General features: G+C 65.3%; 16 protein-coding genes. 15 read left to right on the top strand and 1 reads right to left on the bottom strand.

The window, feature by feature from the left end:
- Positions 1-122 precede the first annotated feature (122 nt).
- Entirely contained in the window at positions 123-674 is a 552-nt protein-coding gene (locus tag ABZO33_RS04265) for an exonuclease domain-containing protein (RefSeq protein WP_414534976.1), read from the top strand.
- Positions 675-746: 72 nt separating this feature from the next.
- Positions 747-1,031: a pyrimidine/purine nucleoside phosphorylase gene (locus ABZO33_RS04260; protein ID WP_028692883.1), complete on the top strand. Its 285-nt coding sequence runs from the start codon at positions 747-749 to the stop codon at positions 1,029-1,031.
- A 115-nt stretch (positions 1,032-1,146) separates the two neighbouring features.
- Here the strand turns inward: ABZO33_RS04260 and ABZO33_RS04255 are convergent, their stop codons facing one another.
- Positions 1,147-1,836 (bottom strand): alpha/beta family hydrolase, encoded by a 690-nt coding sequence (locus ABZO33_RS04255; protein ID WP_414535662.1) that lies wholly within the window; start codon positions 1,834-1,836, stop codon positions 1,147-1,149.
- A gap of 49 nt (positions 1,837-1,885) precedes the next feature.
- On the opposite strand from ABZO33_RS04255, the gene ccoN (ABZO33_RS04250) reads away from it, so the two are divergent.
- From ccoN (ABZO33_RS04250) to ABZO33_RS04190, 13 genes are all read left to right on the top strand, one after another.
- Positions 1,886-3,310, top strand: a complete 1,425-nt coding sequence (gene ccoN, locus ABZO33_RS04250) for a cytochrome-c oxidase, cbb3-type subunit I (RefSeq protein WP_046856461.1) — start codon at positions 1,886-1,888, stop codon at positions 3,308-3,310.
- Positions 3,311-3,323: 13 nt separating this feature from the next.
- The gene (ccoO, locus tag ABZO33_RS04245) at positions 3,324-3,932 is read left to right on the top strand and encodes a cytochrome-c oxidase, cbb3-type subunit II (RefSeq protein WP_414534975.1); all 609 of its coding nucleotides are present in this window, start codon (positions 3,324-3,326) and stop codon (positions 3,930-3,932) included.
- Between the two features lie 5 nt (positions 3,933-3,937).
- Positions 3,938-4,132, top strand: coding sequence for a cbb3-type cytochrome oxidase subunit 3 (locus tag ABZO33_RS04240; RefSeq protein WP_046856463.1), 195 nt, complete (start codon positions 3,938-3,940; stop codon positions 4,130-4,132).
- Positions 4,129-5,070 (top strand): cytochrome-c oxidase, cbb3-type subunit III, encoded by a 942-nt coding sequence (ccoP, locus tag ABZO33_RS04235; RefSeq protein ID WP_414534974.1) that lies wholly within the window; start codon positions 4,129-4,131, stop codon positions 5,068-5,070. The genes ABZO33_RS04240 and ccoP (ABZO33_RS04235) overlap by 4 nt, the downstream gene beginning before the upstream one ends.
- Positions 5,071-5,504: 434 nt before the next feature.
- Positions 5,505-6,947 (top strand): cytochrome-c oxidase, cbb3-type subunit I, encoded by a 1,443-nt coding sequence (gene ccoN, locus ABZO33_RS04230; RefSeq protein ID WP_414534973.1) that lies wholly within the window; start codon positions 5,505-5,507, stop codon positions 6,945-6,947.
- Positions 6,947-7,555 (top strand): cytochrome-c oxidase, cbb3-type subunit II, encoded by a 609-nt coding sequence (gene ccoO, locus ABZO33_RS04225; protein ID WP_023631369.1) that lies wholly within the window; start codon positions 6,947-6,949, stop codon positions 7,553-7,555. Before ccoN (ABZO33_RS04230) ends, ccoO (ABZO33_RS04225) begins: the two co-directional genes overlap by 1 nt.
- Positions 7,556-7,560: 5 nt before the next feature.
- Positions 7,561-7,752, top strand: a complete 192-nt coding sequence (locus ABZO33_RS04220) for a cbb3-type cytochrome c oxidase subunit 3 (RefSeq protein ID WP_198742805.1) — start codon at positions 7,561-7,563, stop codon at positions 7,750-7,752.
- Entirely contained in the window at positions 7,749-8,726 is a 978-nt protein-coding gene (ccoP, locus tag ABZO33_RS04215; protein WP_414534972.1) for a cytochrome-c oxidase, cbb3-type subunit III, read from the top strand. The genes ABZO33_RS04220 and ccoP (ABZO33_RS04215) overlap by 4 nt, the downstream gene beginning before the upstream one ends.
- A 297-nt stretch (positions 8,727-9,023) precedes the next feature.
- The gene (gene ccoG / locus ABZO33_RS04210) at positions 9,024-10,439 is read left to right on the top strand and encodes a cytochrome c oxidase accessory protein CcoG (RefSeq protein ID WP_414534971.1); all 1,416 of its coding nucleotides are present in this window, start codon (positions 9,024-9,026) and stop codon (positions 10,437-10,439) included.
- A 15-nt stretch (positions 10,440-10,454) separates the two neighbouring features.
- Positions 10,455-10,982: a FixH family protein gene (locus ABZO33_RS04205; RefSeq protein ID WP_102684959.1), complete on the top strand. Its 528-nt coding sequence runs from the start codon at positions 10,455-10,457 to the stop codon at positions 10,980-10,982.
- A gap of 128 nt (positions 10,983-11,110) precedes the next feature.
- Positions 11,111-13,582 (top strand): heavy metal translocating P-type ATPase, encoded by a 2,472-nt coding sequence (locus ABZO33_RS04200; protein ID WP_414534970.1) that lies wholly within the window; start codon positions 11,111-11,113, stop codon positions 13,580-13,582.
- On the top strand, positions 13,564-13,776 hold the full coding sequence (gene ccoS / locus ABZO33_RS04195) for a cbb3-type cytochrome oxidase assembly protein CcoS (RefSeq protein WP_414534969.1): 213 nt from the start codon (positions 13,564-13,566) through the stop codon (positions 13,774-13,776). The genes ABZO33_RS04200 and ccoS overlap by 19 nt, the downstream gene beginning before the upstream one ends.
- On the top strand, positions 13,769-14,452 hold the full coding sequence (locus tag ABZO33_RS04190; RefSeq protein ID WP_414534968.1) for a sulfite exporter TauE/SafE family protein: 684 nt from the start codon (positions 13,769-13,771) through the stop codon (positions 14,450-14,452). Before ccoS ends, ABZO33_RS04190 begins: the two co-directional genes overlap by 8 nt.
- Positions 14,453-14,464 lie beyond the last annotated feature (12 nt).

Genomic DNA, 14,464 nt, shown 5'->3' with positions numbered 1-14,464 from the left:
GCACAACCGCCGAATATGCCAAAGTGCCAGGGGATGCCGTGGCCCTCGACTTTGGCTACGCTCTACGGGCCGGCCCGCGCTGACCCGCGCGCCGGCCTTTGTGCATTGAAAGGGAGCCTGGCATGGGCCACTGGTTGGTGATCGACCTGGAAGCCACCACCGACGACGGCGGCTGGCCGGTCACGGAGATGGAAATCATTGAAATCGGCGCAAGCCTGGTCACCCGCGAAGGGCGCGAGGTCGATCACTTCCAGCGTTTCGTGCGGCCCAGGCGGCGGCCGCAATTAACACCATTCTGTTGCCAACTGACCCACATCACCCAGGCCGACGTCGATGCCGCGGAGAAATTCGACCTGGTCTGGCGCCAGTTCGAACAGTGGCTGCAGCCGCACCAGGCGCAGTTGCAGGCGTGGGTCAGCTGGGGCGACTACGACCGCAAGCAACTGCTGCAGGAGTGGCAATTGCATCATGTGCGCAGCCTGCTGGAGCAACTGCCGCATATCAACCTCAAGCAACGCTTCGCCAAGGCCCGCCACCTGCAGCGCCCGGCAGGGCTGAACAGTGCCCTGCAGCTGGCCGGCCTGCAGTTTTCCGGGCAGCAGCACCGAGCCCTGGAAGACGCCCGCAACACCGCCCGCCTGCTGCCCTTGAGCCTGCCGCCGGGCGCGGCCTGAAACAGATGACGCTGGGGCGGGCCTTGGGCATACTGGCCAGCCTTTTTTCATTGCTTTTTCAGGAGTCGCCCGATGTTCAAGGTCAATGAGTACTTCGATGGCACCGTCAAGTCGATCGCCTTCGAAAGCAAGGAAGGTCCGGCCACCGTGGGCGTGATGGCCCCGGGCGAATACGAGTTCGGCACCGCCAAGCGCGAGATCATGCACGTGGTTTCCGGCGCCCTGAGCGTCAAGCTGCCAGGTAGCGACAACTGGGAAACCTTCAACGCTGGCGACAAGTTCAACGTCGCCGCCGACAGCAAGTTTCAGCTGAAGGTGGCCGTGGACACTGCCTACCTGTGCGAGTACCGCGACTAAGCAAGCCGGCCCCTACGCCAGTAGGAGCGGCTTTAGCCGCGATGCAGGCAACGCGATGCCTGGCACCCGCTTCGCGGGTAATCGCGGCTAAAGCCGCTCCTACAGGGGGTTCTCTTCATGAGAGAAACCTAGCCACCCGCTCTGCCGCCGCCTGCATATGCTGCTCATGGCTCAACCCCGACGCCTTCAGCGGCTTCAGGTCATGGTCCGCCGCTGCCAGCCAGCTCACCTCGATCGCCGCCGATAGCGCATACCCCCCGACCGCCTCGCGATTGCCCAGGGCATCCCGCTCGCCCTGCACGATCAGCGTGCGTGTGCGCAGGCCTGCCAGATGCTCCACGCGAGGTTTCTCCGGCTTGCCAACGGCATAGAACGGATACCCCAGGCACACCAGCGCATCGGCGCCCAGTTCGTCCGCCAGCAGACTGGCCATGCGGCCCCCCATGGACTTGCCACCTATGGCCAACGGGCCTGCGACTAAACGCCGCACCTGTTCGTATACAGTCCGCCAGGACTCCAGCAATACCTTCTGCGGATTGGGCGGCCGCTTGCCGCCATTCAACCGCCGTTCGGCCATGTAGGGAAACTCGAAGCGCACTACCCCTACCCCTTGCCCCGCCAGCCTTTGCGCCATTTCCTGCATGAACCCGCTGTCCATTGGCGCGCCGGCGCCATGGGCCAGGATCAGGCAGCCTGAAACGCCGCGATCCGCCGGAATTTGCGGAGGATCGCAGCGCAAGCCTGGGACATTTCCGATCTTCGCCCATTGATCCCCGTCAATACCGGCACTTTGCCCATTAATCATGCTTGCCTCGCTGTCTAGCCTGCCTATAACCGTGGATGGGAACCCATACATGAACACAACCAGCAGTACCGCCTACAACTACCAGGTGGTCCGCCAATTCGCCATCATGACGGTGGTGTGGGGCATCGTCGGGATGGGGCTCGGCGTCTTCATTGCCGCCCAGCTCGCCTGGCCCGCCTTCAACCTTGACCTGCCGTGGACCAGCTTCGGCCGCCTGCGACCCTTGCACACCAACGCGGTGATCTTCGCCTTCGGCGGCTGTGCCCTGTTCGCCACCTCGTATTATTCGGTGCAACGCACCTGCCAGACCACCCTGTTCGCGCCGCGCCTGGCCGCGTTCACTTTCTGGGGCTGGCAACTGGTGATCCTGCTGGCGGCCATCAGCCTGCCGCTGGGCTACACCAGCACCAAGGAATACGCCGAACTGGAATGGCCGATCGACATCCTGATCACCATCGTCTGGGTCGCCTATGCCGTGGTGTTCTTCGGTACGCTGATGAAGCGCAACACCAAGCACATCTACGTGGGCAACTGGTTCTTCGGTGCCTTCATCCTGACCGTGGCGATCCTGCATATCGTCAACAACCTGGAAGTACCGGTCAGCCTGACCAAGTCCTACTCGCTGTACGCCGGCGCCACCGATGCCATGGTGCAGTGGTGGTACGGCCACAACGCCGTGGGCTTCTTCCTGACCGCCGGCTTCCTGGGGATGATGTACTACTACGTGCCCAAGCAGGCCGAACGTCCGGTGTATTCGTATCGCCTGTCGATCGTGCACTTCTGGGCACTGATCACCCTGTACATCTGGGCCGGCCCGCACCACCTGCACTACACCGCCCTGCCGGACTGGGCGCAGTCGCTGGGCATGATCATGTCGCTGATCCTCCTGGCACCAAGCTGGGGCGGCATGATCAACGGCATGATGACCCTCTCGGGTGCCTGGCATAAGCTGCGCAGCGACCCGATCCTGCGCTTCCTGGTCGTCTCGCTGGCGTTCTACGGCATGTCCACCTTCGAAGGCCCGATGATGGCCATCAAGACGGTCAACGCCCTGTCCCACTACACCGACTGGACCATCGGCCACGTCCACGCCGGCGCGCTCGGCTGGGTGGCAATGATCTCCATCGGCGCGCTGTACCACACCATTCCGAAAGTGTTCGGCAAGGAGCGCATGTACAGCCTCGGCCTGATCAACGCGCACTTCTGGCTGGCGACCATCGGCACCGTGCTCTACATCGCCTCGATGTGGGTCAACGGCATCGCCCAGGGCCTGATGTGGCGCGCGGTCAACAGCGACGGCACGCTGACCTACTCGTTCGTCGAAACCCTGGTGGCCAGCCACCCAGGCTTCGTTGTGCGCTTCGTCGGCGGCGTGATCTTCCTCAGCGGCATGTTCCTGATGGCCTGGAACACCTGGCGCACCGTGCGTGCCCCGGCTGTCGAGCAAGCCACCGCCAATGCCCAGCTGGCTTGAGGAGTAGAGCCTGATGAACCATGAAGTCGTTGAGAAAAACATAGGCCTGATGGCCCTGCTGATGGTGTTCGCCGTCAGCATCGGCGGCCTGACCCAGATCGTCCCGCTGTTCTTCCAGGACGTCACCAACAAGCCGGTCGAGGGCATGAAGCCCTACACCGCCTTGCAGCTCGAAGGCCGCGACATCTACATCCGCGAAGGCTGCGTCGGCTGCCACTCGCAGATGGTCCGGCCGTTCCGCGCCGAAACCGAGCGCTACGGCCATTACTCGGTGGCCGGCGAAAGCGTTTGGGACCACCCATTCCTGTGGGGCTCCAAGCGCACCGGGCCGGACCTGGCCCGGGTCGGCGGGCGCTACTCGGACGACTGGCACCGCGCGCACCTGTACAACCCGCGCAACGTGGTGCCGGAGTCGAAGATGCCGTCCTACCCCTGGCTGGTGTCCTCGCAAGTCGACAACAGCCACACCGACGTCAAGATGCGCGTGCTGCGCGGCCTGGGCGTGCCGTACACCGACGACGACATCGCCGGGGCCAAGGACGCCGTCAAGGGCAAGACCGAGATGGACGCGCTGGTGGCTTACCTGCAGGTGCTCGGCACCGCGATCAAGAACAAGAGGTGAGTGCGATGGAAATGGACATCGGCATGATCCGCGGCCTGGGCACCCTGTTGGTGATGATCGCCTTCATCGGCTTGTCGCTGTGGGTGTTCAACCGCCGCCGCGACCGTGATTTCGCCGAAGCGCGCCTGCTGCCCTTCGTCGACGACCGCCTGCCCCCCGCCGGGCAGGAACCTGCTGCAATGAGGAGTACCCGGCAATGACCACCTTCTGGAGTACGTATATCAGCGTACTGACCATCGGCAGCCTGATCGGCCTGACCTGGCTGCTGCTCAGCACCCGCAAGGGCCAGAGCAGCGACACCACCGACCAGACCATGGGCCACAGCTTCGATGGCATCGAGGAGTACGACAACCCGCTGCCGAAATGGTGGTTCTGGCTGTTCGTCGGCACCCTGGTGTTCTCGGTCGGTTACCTGATCCTCTACCCGGGCCTGGGCAACTGGAAAGGCATCCTGCCCGGCTACGAGAACGGCTGGACCCAGGTGGACGAGTGGCAGAAAGAAATGGACAAAGCTGACGCCAAGTTCGGCCCGATCTTCGCCAAGTACGCCGCCATGCCGGTGGAGGAAGTGGCCAAGGATCCGCAGGCGCTGAAGATGGGCAGCCGGCTGTTCGCCTCCAACTGCTCGGTGTGCCACGGCTCCGACGCCAAGGGCTCGTACGGCTTCCCCAACCTGACCGACAAGGACTGGCGCTGGGGCGGCGAGCCCGAGACCATCAAGGCCTCGATCATGAACGGCCGCCACGGCGTGATGCCGGGCTGGGCCACGGTGATCGGCGAGCAGGGCGTGGCGGATGTCGCCGCGTTCGTGCTGACCAACCTCGATGGCCGCAGCCTGCCGGAAGGCGTCAAGGCCGACCCGGCCAAGGGCCAGGAGATCTTCGCCAGCAACTGCGTGGCCTGCCACGGCCCCACCGGCAAGGGCACCCCAGCCATGGGCGCACCCGACCTGACCCACCCGCAGGCGTTCATCTACGGCTCGAGCTTCGCCCAGCTGCAGCAGACCATCCGTTACGGCCGCCAGGGCCAGATGCCGGCGCAGCAGGATATCCAGGGCAATGACAAGGTCCACCTGCTGGCGGCCTATGTCTACAGCCTGTCGCAGGATGAAGTGCCGGAAACCGTAACCGCCAAGTAAGCAAGCGCAACACCCCTGTGGGAGCCAGACCGCTCCCACAGGCCCGCTCCTCCCTCCCCGCCTTGCACCCCCTCCGAACACAACTAAGCTTGTTGCCACAGTGGCTCCGCTCGCAGCGACCGGAACAGACGTGGTGCACAGCCTGACATCACGCACCGATCCTGGACGCTCGAGCCTGCGGCTTTGGGATGTGCCTTGCGTGCCCGTCCCAGAAATAAAAGCTTGACCGATCGATCAGAAAAACATGGAAAACGGTACACATTACAAATATTTATTTGTGTACAATCGTTCAGCCCCCAACGCCACGGGACGGTGGCGAAAAGGGTCCGGACACGGGTCGGCGTACATGACTTGCGTTGCCATAACCCTGGTGGTTATCAATACTGGCGCCGATTTACCAACCAACAAGAACACCCAAACCGTGGAACCTTAGAATGAGCACTGCAATCAGTCCGACTGCTTATAACTATAAGGTCGTCCGCCAGTTCGCCATCATGACGGTGGTCTGGGGGATCCTTGGCATGGGGCTCGGCGTCTTCATCGCCTCGCAACTGGTATGGCCCCAGCTCAACCTGGACCTGCCATGGACGAGCTTCGGCCGCCTGCGCCCGCTGCACACCAACCTGGTGATCTTCGCCTTCGGCGGCTGTGCCCTGTTCGGCACCAGCTACTACGTGGTGCAGCGCACCTGTCAGACCCGCCTGATCTCCGACAGCATGGCCGCCTTCACCTTCTGGGGCTGGCAGGCGGTGATCGTCGGCGCGCTGATCACCCTGCCGATGGGCTTCACCACCACCAAGGAGTACGCCGAGCTCGAATGGCCGCTGGCGATCCTGCTGGCCATCGTCTGGGTCACCTACGCCCTGGTGTTCTTCGGCACCATCGTCAAGCGCAAGACCAAGCACATCTACGTCGGCAACTGGTTCTACGGTGCTTTCATCGTGGTCACCGCGATGCTGCACATCGTCAACCACATCTCGTTGCCGGTGAGCCTGTTCAAGTCCTACTCGGCCTACGCCGGCGCCACCGACGCGATGATCCAGTGGTGGTACGGCCACAACGCCGTGGGCTTCTTCCTCACCACCGGCTTCCTGGGGATGATGTACTACTTCGTGCCCAAGCAGGCCGAACGCCCGATCTACTCCTATCGCCTGTCGATCGTGCACTTCTGGGCGCTGATCACCCTGTACATCTGGGCCGGCCCCCACCACCTGCACTACACCGCGCTGCCGGACTGGGCGCAGTCGCTGGGCATGGTGATGTCGATCATCCTCCTGGCGCCGAGCTGGGGCGGCATGATCAACGGCATGATGACCCTGTCGGGCGCCTGGCATAAGCTGCGCACCGACCCGATCCTGCGCTTCCTCGTGGTGTCGCTGGCGTTCTACGGCATGTCCACCTTCGAAGGTCCGATGATGGCCATCAAGACGGTCAACTCGCTGTCGCACTACACCGACTGGACCATCGGCCACGTCCATGCCGGCGCCCTCGGCTGGGTAGCGATGATCTCGATCGGCGCGGTCTACCACATGATCCCGAAACTCTACGGCCGCCAGCAGATGCACAGTGTCGGGCTGATCAACGCGCACTTCTGGCTGGCGACCATCGGCACCGTGCTGTACATCGCCTCGATGTGGGTCAACGGCATCACCCAGGGCCTGATGTGGCGCGCCATCAACGACGACGGCACCCTCACCTACTCCTTCGTCGAAGCCCTGCAGGCCAGCCACCCGGGCTTCATCGTTCGCGCCCTGGGCGGTGCGTTCTTCGCCTCCGGCATGCTGCTGATGGCCTACAACGTGTACCGCACGGTACGCGCTGCCAACCCGGTGGAGGCTGAGGAAGCCACCAAGATCGTCGTCGCGGGAGCCCACTGATGAAGCATGAAGCAGTCGAGAAGAACATTGGCCTGATGGCCTTCTTCATGGTCATCGCCGTCAGCGTCGGCGGCCTGACCCAGATCGTCCCGCTGTTCTTCCAGGACGTCACCAACAAGCCGGTCGAGGGCATGAAGCCACGCACCGCGCTGGAACTCGAAGGCCGCGACATCTACATCCGCGAAGGCTGCGTCGGTTGCCACTCGCAGATGATCCGCCCGTTCCGCGCCGAGACCGAGCGCTACGGCCACTACTCGGTGGCCGGCGAAAGCGTCTGGGACCACCCGTTCCTGTGGGGCTCCAAGCGCACCGGCCCGGACCTGGCCCGGGTCGGCGGGCGCTACTCTGACGACTGGCACCGCGCGCACCTGTACAACCCGCGCAACGTGGTGCCTGAGTCGAAGATGCCGTCGTACCCGTGGCTGGTCGAGCACAAGCTCGACGGCAAGGACACCGCCAAGAAGATGGAAGTGCTGCGCACCCTGGGCACCCCCTACACCGATGAAGACATCGCCGGCGCCGCCGACGCGGTCAAGGGCAAGACCGAGATGGATGCCCTGGTCGCGTACCTGCAAGGCCTTGGCACCCTCATCAAGAGCAAACGGTGACCGTGATGGATATCGGGATGATTCGCGGCCTGGGCACCGTCGTGGTGCTGGTGGCCTTCGTGGGCCTGGCGCTGTGGGTGTTCAGCCCGCGGCGCAAGCAGGAATTCGACGAGGCAACGCAATTGCCGTTCGCGGACGACCCCGAAGCCACCCGTCACGTCGAGCAAGCACAAGCTTCTAGGAGCAAAAAACAATGACAACCTTCTGGAGTCTGTACGTCACCGTCCTGACCCTGGGCACCATCTTCGCCTTGACCTGGCTGCTGCTGTCGACCCGCCGAGGCCAGCGCGAAGAGATCACCGACGAAGTCGTCGGCCACGCCTTCGACGGCATCGAGGAATACGACAACCCCCTGCCGAAATGGTGGTTCTGGCTATTCGTCGGCACCGTCGTCTTCGCCCTCGGCTACCTGGTGCTCTACCCGGGCCTGGGCAACTGGAAAGGCATCCTGCCGGGCTACGCGTACGTCGACAACGAAAAGCAGACCGAGTTTTCCGACGGCCAGCCCGGCTGGACCGGCGTGCACGAATGGGAAAAGGAAATGGCCAAGGCCGACGCCCGCTTCGGGCCGATCTTCGCCAGGTTCGCCGCCATGCCGGTGGAGGAAGTGGCCAAGGATCCGCAGGCACTGAAGATGGGCGCGCGCCTGTTTGCCTCCAACTGCTCGGTGTGCCACGGCTCCGATGCCCGCGGCGCCTACGGCTTCCCCAACCTGACCGACAACGACTGGCGCTGGGGCGGTGAGCCGGAGACCATCAAGACCACCATCATGAACGGTCGCCATGGCGTGATGCCTGGCTGGGCCACGGTGATCGGCGAACAGGGCGTGGCGGATGTGGCGGCCTTCGTGCTGACCAACCTCGACGGCCGCAAGCTGCCCGAGGACGCCAAGGCCGACCCGGCCAAGGGCAAGGAAATCTTCGCCACCAACTGCGTGGCCTGCCACGGCCCCGAAGGCAAGGGCACCCCGGCGATGGGCGCGCCCAACCTGACCCACCCGCAGGCGTTCATCTACGGTTCGAGCTTCGCCCAGTTGCAACAGACCATCCGCTATGGTCGCCAGGGCCAGATGCCGGCCCAGGCGCAGATGCAGGGCAACGACAAGGTGCACCTGCTGGCGGCGTACGTGTACAGCCTGTCGCATCAGGAGCCGACCCCGAAAGCCGAGTGATGTTGAATCGTGGGAGCGGGCTTGCCCCGCGATGACGTTGTCAGCTTCGCGACCATCGCGGGGCAAGCCCGCTCCCACGCCCGCCTACAGGGTAAAAAGTTCAGACGGCTGACCTGGATCAATTGACACCCGCCATAACACGATTCACACCACGAACCCAACGCGACTAAGTGTCGCAGTGCGCCCCGCATGCGCCATCACAGGCGTATCATGGGCCGCAGAGCGCTAGCAGAACGCGCGAGACTGCGGCCGGCACGCACTGGCCGCGGCATTTCTCCACTGCCGTGGGACTTGATGATGAGCAAGCAAATTCCGGTACATGACGTCACCCCGCCTGCCAGCAAAGGGAAGGATTCCGTCGACCTCTACGCCTCGCGCGAAAAAATCTACACCCGCGCCTTCACCGGCATTTTCCGCAGGCTGCGGATGGTCGGTGGCGCGGTGCTGTTCCTGCTGTACTTCGGCACCGTCTGGCTGAACTGGGGCGGCCACCAGGCCGTGTGGTGGAACCTGCCCGAGCGCAAGTTCTACATCTTCGGCGCCACCATCTGGCCCCAGGACTTCATCCTGCTCTCGGGCATCCTCATCGTCGCCGCCTTCGGACTGTTCTTCATCACCGTGTACGCCGGGCGGGTCTGGTGCGGCTACACCTGCCCGCAGAGCGTATGGACCTGGGTGTTCATGTGGTGCGAGAAAGTCACCGAGGGCGACCGCAACCAGCGCATGAAGCTGGACAAGGCGCCCATGAGCGCCAACAAGTTCCTGCGCAAGCTGGCCAAGCACAGCCTGTGGCTGTTGATCGGCCTCGTCACCGGCCTGACCTTCGTCGGCTATTTCTCGCCGATCCGCGAACTGGTCATCGAGTTCTTTACCGGCCAGGCTGATGGCTGGGCCTACTTCTGGGTCGGTTTCTTCACCCTGGCCACCTACGGCAACGCCGGCTGGCTGCGCGAGCAGGTGTGCATCTACATGTGCCCGTACGCGCGCTTCCAGAGCGTGATGTTCGACAAGGACACCCTGATCGTTTCCTACGACCCGCGCCGCGGCGAGACCCGCGGCCCGCGCAAGAAGGATATCGACTACAAGGCCAAGGGCCTGGGCGACTGCATCGACTGCACCATGTGCGTGCAGGTCTGCCCCACCGGCATCGACATCCGTGACGGCCTGCAGATCGAGTGCATCGGCTGCGCTGCCTGCATCGACGCCTGCGACAGCATCATGGACAAGATGAACTACCCCAAGGGTCTTATCAGCTACACCACCGAGCACAACCTGTCCGGGCAGAAGACCCACATGCTGCGCCCACGGCTGATCGGCTATGCCCTGGTGCTGCTGGTGATGATCGGCGCACTGGTCACCGCCTTCGCCACCCGCTCGCTGGTCGGCTTCGACGTGGCCAAGGACCGCGTACTGTACCGCGAGAACGCGCAAGGACGAATCGAGAACGTCTACAGCCTGAAGGTGATGAACAAGGACCAGCGCGACCACGTCTACGTGCTCGACGCCGCCGGCCTGCCCGACCTCAAGCTCGAAGGCCAGCGCGAGATCCGCGTCGCCGCCGGCGACATCGTCAACCTGCCGGTGCAGTTGTCGGTCGCCCCGGAGCAACTGCCCTCGACCACCAACGAAATCACCTTCATCCTCAAGGACGCCGACGACAGCGCCAGCCAGGTTGAAGCCAAGAGCCGCTTCATCGGCCCACAGATCCGCTGAGAGAGAACCTAGACAATGCCTGCCGCCACCGCCGCCAGCCCCTGGTACAAGCACCTCTGGCCCTGGATCATCATCGGCATCCTGGCCACCTCGGTGTGCCTGAGCCTGACCATGGTCAGCATCGCCGTGCGCAACCCGGACAACCTGGTCAACGACAACTACTACGAGGCCGGCAAGGGCATCAACCGCTCGCTGGACCGCGAACTGCTGGCCCAGACCCTCAACCTCAAGGCCAGCGTGCACCTGGACGAGCTGACCGGCGAAGTCGAAGTGCGCCTGACCGGCAACAGCGACCCGCAGGCGCTGGAGTTGAACCTGATCTCGCCGACCCAGCCGGCCAAAGACCGCAAGGTACAACTGGCACGCACCGAGCCAGGCCGCTATGTCGGCCAGCTGGACGACAAGGTCGACGGCCGGCGCTTCGTCGAGCTGCTCGGCAGCCAGGACGACCATGTGTGGCGGTTGTTCGAAGAGGAGAAAGTCGAGCATGGGGTGACCTTGCAGCTGGGCGATGAAGCCATTCAAGGGGCCGAGCACCAGTAACAGCGACACCACCACACCTCGTGGGAGCGGGCTTGCCCCGCGATGGCGCCGGGCCTGAAAACCAGCATGCCGGGCCCATCACGGGCAAGCCCGCTGCCACGAACCCGCTGCAGCAAGAAGAGATGTCGATGAGCCAACCCACCCCCTGCTACCACTGCGCCCTGCCCGTCCCCGCCGGCAACCGCTTTACCGCCGTGGTGCTTGGCGAGCCCCGGGCATTCTGCTGCCCCGGCTGCCAGGCAGTGGCAGAGTCCATCGTCGCCGGGGGCCTGGAGCACTACTACCAGCACCGCAGCGACACCAGCGCCAACCCCGAGGCCCTGCCCCGTCAACTCCAGGACGAGCTGGCCCTGTACGACCGCAGCGACGTACAACAGGCATTCGTGCGCCATGCAGGCGAACTGGCCGAGGCCACGCTGATGGTCGAGGGCATCAGTTGCGCCGCCTGTGGCTGGCTGATCGAAAAGCACCTGTGCACCCTGCCCGGTGTCGCCGACGCCCGCCTGAACCTGTCCAACCATCGCCTGCTGGTCAGCTGGGACGACCAGCAGTTGCCGCTGTCGCAGTTGCTGGCCGGGTTGCGCCACATCGGCTACGCCGCCCACCCCTACCAGCCCGACCAGGCCGCCGAACAGCTGGCCCGGGAAAATCACAGCGCCCTGCGCCGCCTGGGCGTGGCCGGGCTGCTGTGGTTCCAGGCGATGATGGCGACCATGGCCACCTGGCCGGAATTCAACATCGACCTGTCACCTGAGCTGCACACCATCCTGCGCTGGGTCGCGTTGTTCCTCACCACGCCCATCGTGTTCTACAGCTGCGCACCGTTCTTCAAGGGCGCGGCCCGCGACCTGCGCACCCGCCACCTGACCATGGACCTGTCGGTGTCGCTGGCCATCGCCCTGGCCTACTGCGCCGGGATCTGGACCGCCATCACCGGCCACGGCGAGCTGTATTTCGACACCGTCGGCATGTTCGCCCTGTTCCTGCTCACCGGCCGCTACCTGGAGCGCCGCGCCCGCGAACGTACTGCGGCAGCCACCGCGCAGCTGGTCAATCTGCTGCCGGCCTCATGCCTGCGCCTGGACGCCAACGGACAGGGCGAGCGCATCCTGCTCGGCGAACTGCAGTGCGGCGACCGCGTACAGGTGCTGCCGGGGGCGGTGATCCCGGCCGACGGACTCATCGTCGACGGTCGCTCCAGCGTCGACGAATCACTGCTGACCGGTGAATACCTGCCACTGGCGCGCCGTGCCGGCGACCGGGTGACCGGCGGCACCCTCAACATCGAAAGCACGCTGACGGTCGAGGTCCAGGCCCTGGGCCAGGACTCGCGCCTGTCGGCCATCGTCCGCCTGCTGGAGCGCGCCCAGTCGGAAAAACCGCGCCTGGCGGAGATCGCCGACCGCGCCTCGCAATGGTTCCTGCTGTTCACCCTGGTCGCCGCCGCGGTGATCGGTGTCGTCTGGTGGCAGCTCGATGCGCCCCGGGCGTTCTGGATCGTCCTGGCCATGCTGGTCGCCACCTGCCCTTGCGCCCTGTCGCTGGCCACCCCCACCGCCCTCACCGCCGCGACCGGCAGCCTGCACAAGCTCGGCCTGCTGGTGACCCGCGGGCATGTGCTCGAAGGCCTCAACCAGATCGACACGGTGATCTTCGACAAGACCGGCACCCTCACCGAAGGCCGCCTGGCCCTGCGCAGCATCCGCCCGCTGGGCCAACTGGACGGTGACCAGTGCCTGGCGCTGGCGGCGGCGCTGGAGAACCGCTCCGAACACCCCATCGCCCGTGCCTTCGGCCGCGCCGCGCAGGCAGCCGAAACCGTCGATGCCGTGCCGGGGCTGGGCCTGGAAGGTACGTTGGCAGGCCAGCGCCTGCGTATCGGCCAGGCCACCTTCGTCTGCGCCCTCAGCGGCGCCGAGGTACCCACCGTGCCGGAGCCACACGGCCAATGGTTGCTGCTCGGGGACCGGCAAGGGCCGCTGGCCTGGTTCGGCCTGGATGACCGCCTGCGCGACGACGCCCAGGACCTGGTGGCGGCCTGCCAGGCACGCGGCTGGAAAACGCTGCTGCTGTCCGGCGACAGCTCGCCGATGGTCGCGCAGGTGGCCGCGCAACTGGGCATCGATGTCGCGGTCGGCGGCCTGCGCCCGGACGACAAACTCGCCCGCCTGAAGGCGCTGCAGGGCGAAGGGCGCAAGGTGCTGATGCTTGGCGACGGCGTCAACGATGTACCGGTGCTGGCTGCCGCCGACATCAGCATCGCCATGGGCAGCGCCACCGACCTGGCCAAGACCAGCGCCGACGCGGTGCTGCTGTCCAACCGCCTGCAGGCGCTGGTGCAGGCCTTTGACCTGGCCCGCCGAACCCGCCGCAACATTATCGAGAACCTGCTTTGGGCGACGCTGTACAATGGCCTCATGCTGCCGTTCGCCGCGCTCGGCTGGCTCACCCCGGTGTGGGCGGCGATCGGCATGTCGGTCAGCTCGCTGATCGTGGTGCTCAATGCCCTGCGCCTGACCCGGCTGCCCAGCGGCGTGACGCCGCCCGGGCGCGAGCCCGCGTCGCTCGAAAGGAAACCGCTATGCCCGCCCTCTACGTGATGATCCCTGCCGCCCTGCTGCTGGTCGGTGTCGCCGTGTACATCTTCTTCTGGGCGGTGGACAGCGGCCAGTACGACGATCTGGAAGGCCCGGCCCACAGCATCCTGTTCGATGACCAGGATCCCTGCCACCAGGCCGCCGTGAAGCCTGAGGGCGAAAAGCCCAAAGACCCGGACACGACCCCGCGTGCCTGAACTGATCCCCCTGCTCGGCTCGGCGCTGGTCCTGGGCCTGCTCGGTGGCGGCCATTGCCTGGGCATGTGCGGCGGCCTGATGGGCGCGCTGACCCTGGCCATTCCCCCCGAACAGCGCAGCCGGCGCCTGCGCCTGCTGCTGGCCTACAACCTCGGGCGTATCCTCAGCTATGCCGCCGCCGGCTTGCTGCTGGGCCTGGCTGGCGTGGCCCTGGCCAGCAGCCAGCTGGCGACCGGTTTGCGGGGCGCGGCCGCGTTGCTGCTGATCGCCATGGGCCTGTACCTGGCCGGCTGGTGGAGCGGCCTGACCCGTATCGAGGCACTCGGGCGCGGCCTTTGGCGCCATGTGCAGCCGCTGGCCACGCGCCTGCTGCCGGTGTCCAGCCTGCCCCGTGCCTTGCTGCTGGGCGCCCTGTGGGGCTGGTTGCCGTGCGGCCTGGTGTACAGCACCCTGCTGTGGGCGGCGAGCCAGGGCGATGCACTGCACAGCGCGGCGCTGATGCTGGCGTTCGGCCTGGGCACCTGGCCGGTGCTGCTGGCCACGGGGCTGGCGGCCGAGCGGGTCGGCAGCCTGCTGCGCCATCGCGGAGTGCGCATGGCCGGCGGTGTGCTGGTGATTCTCTTTGGCCTGTGGACCCTGCCCGGGCCTCACCAACACTGGCTCATGGGGCATTGAGAGGTCACTGCG

This window comes from Pseudomonas sp. CAM1A (assembly GCF_047501685.1).
Taxonomy (GTDB): Bacteria; Pseudomonadota; Gammaproteobacteria; order Pseudomonadales; family Pseudomonadaceae; genus Aquipseudomonas.
Note: the sequence above shows the minus strand (reverse complement) of the source record. Positions and strands in the feature narration are given on the sequence as shown.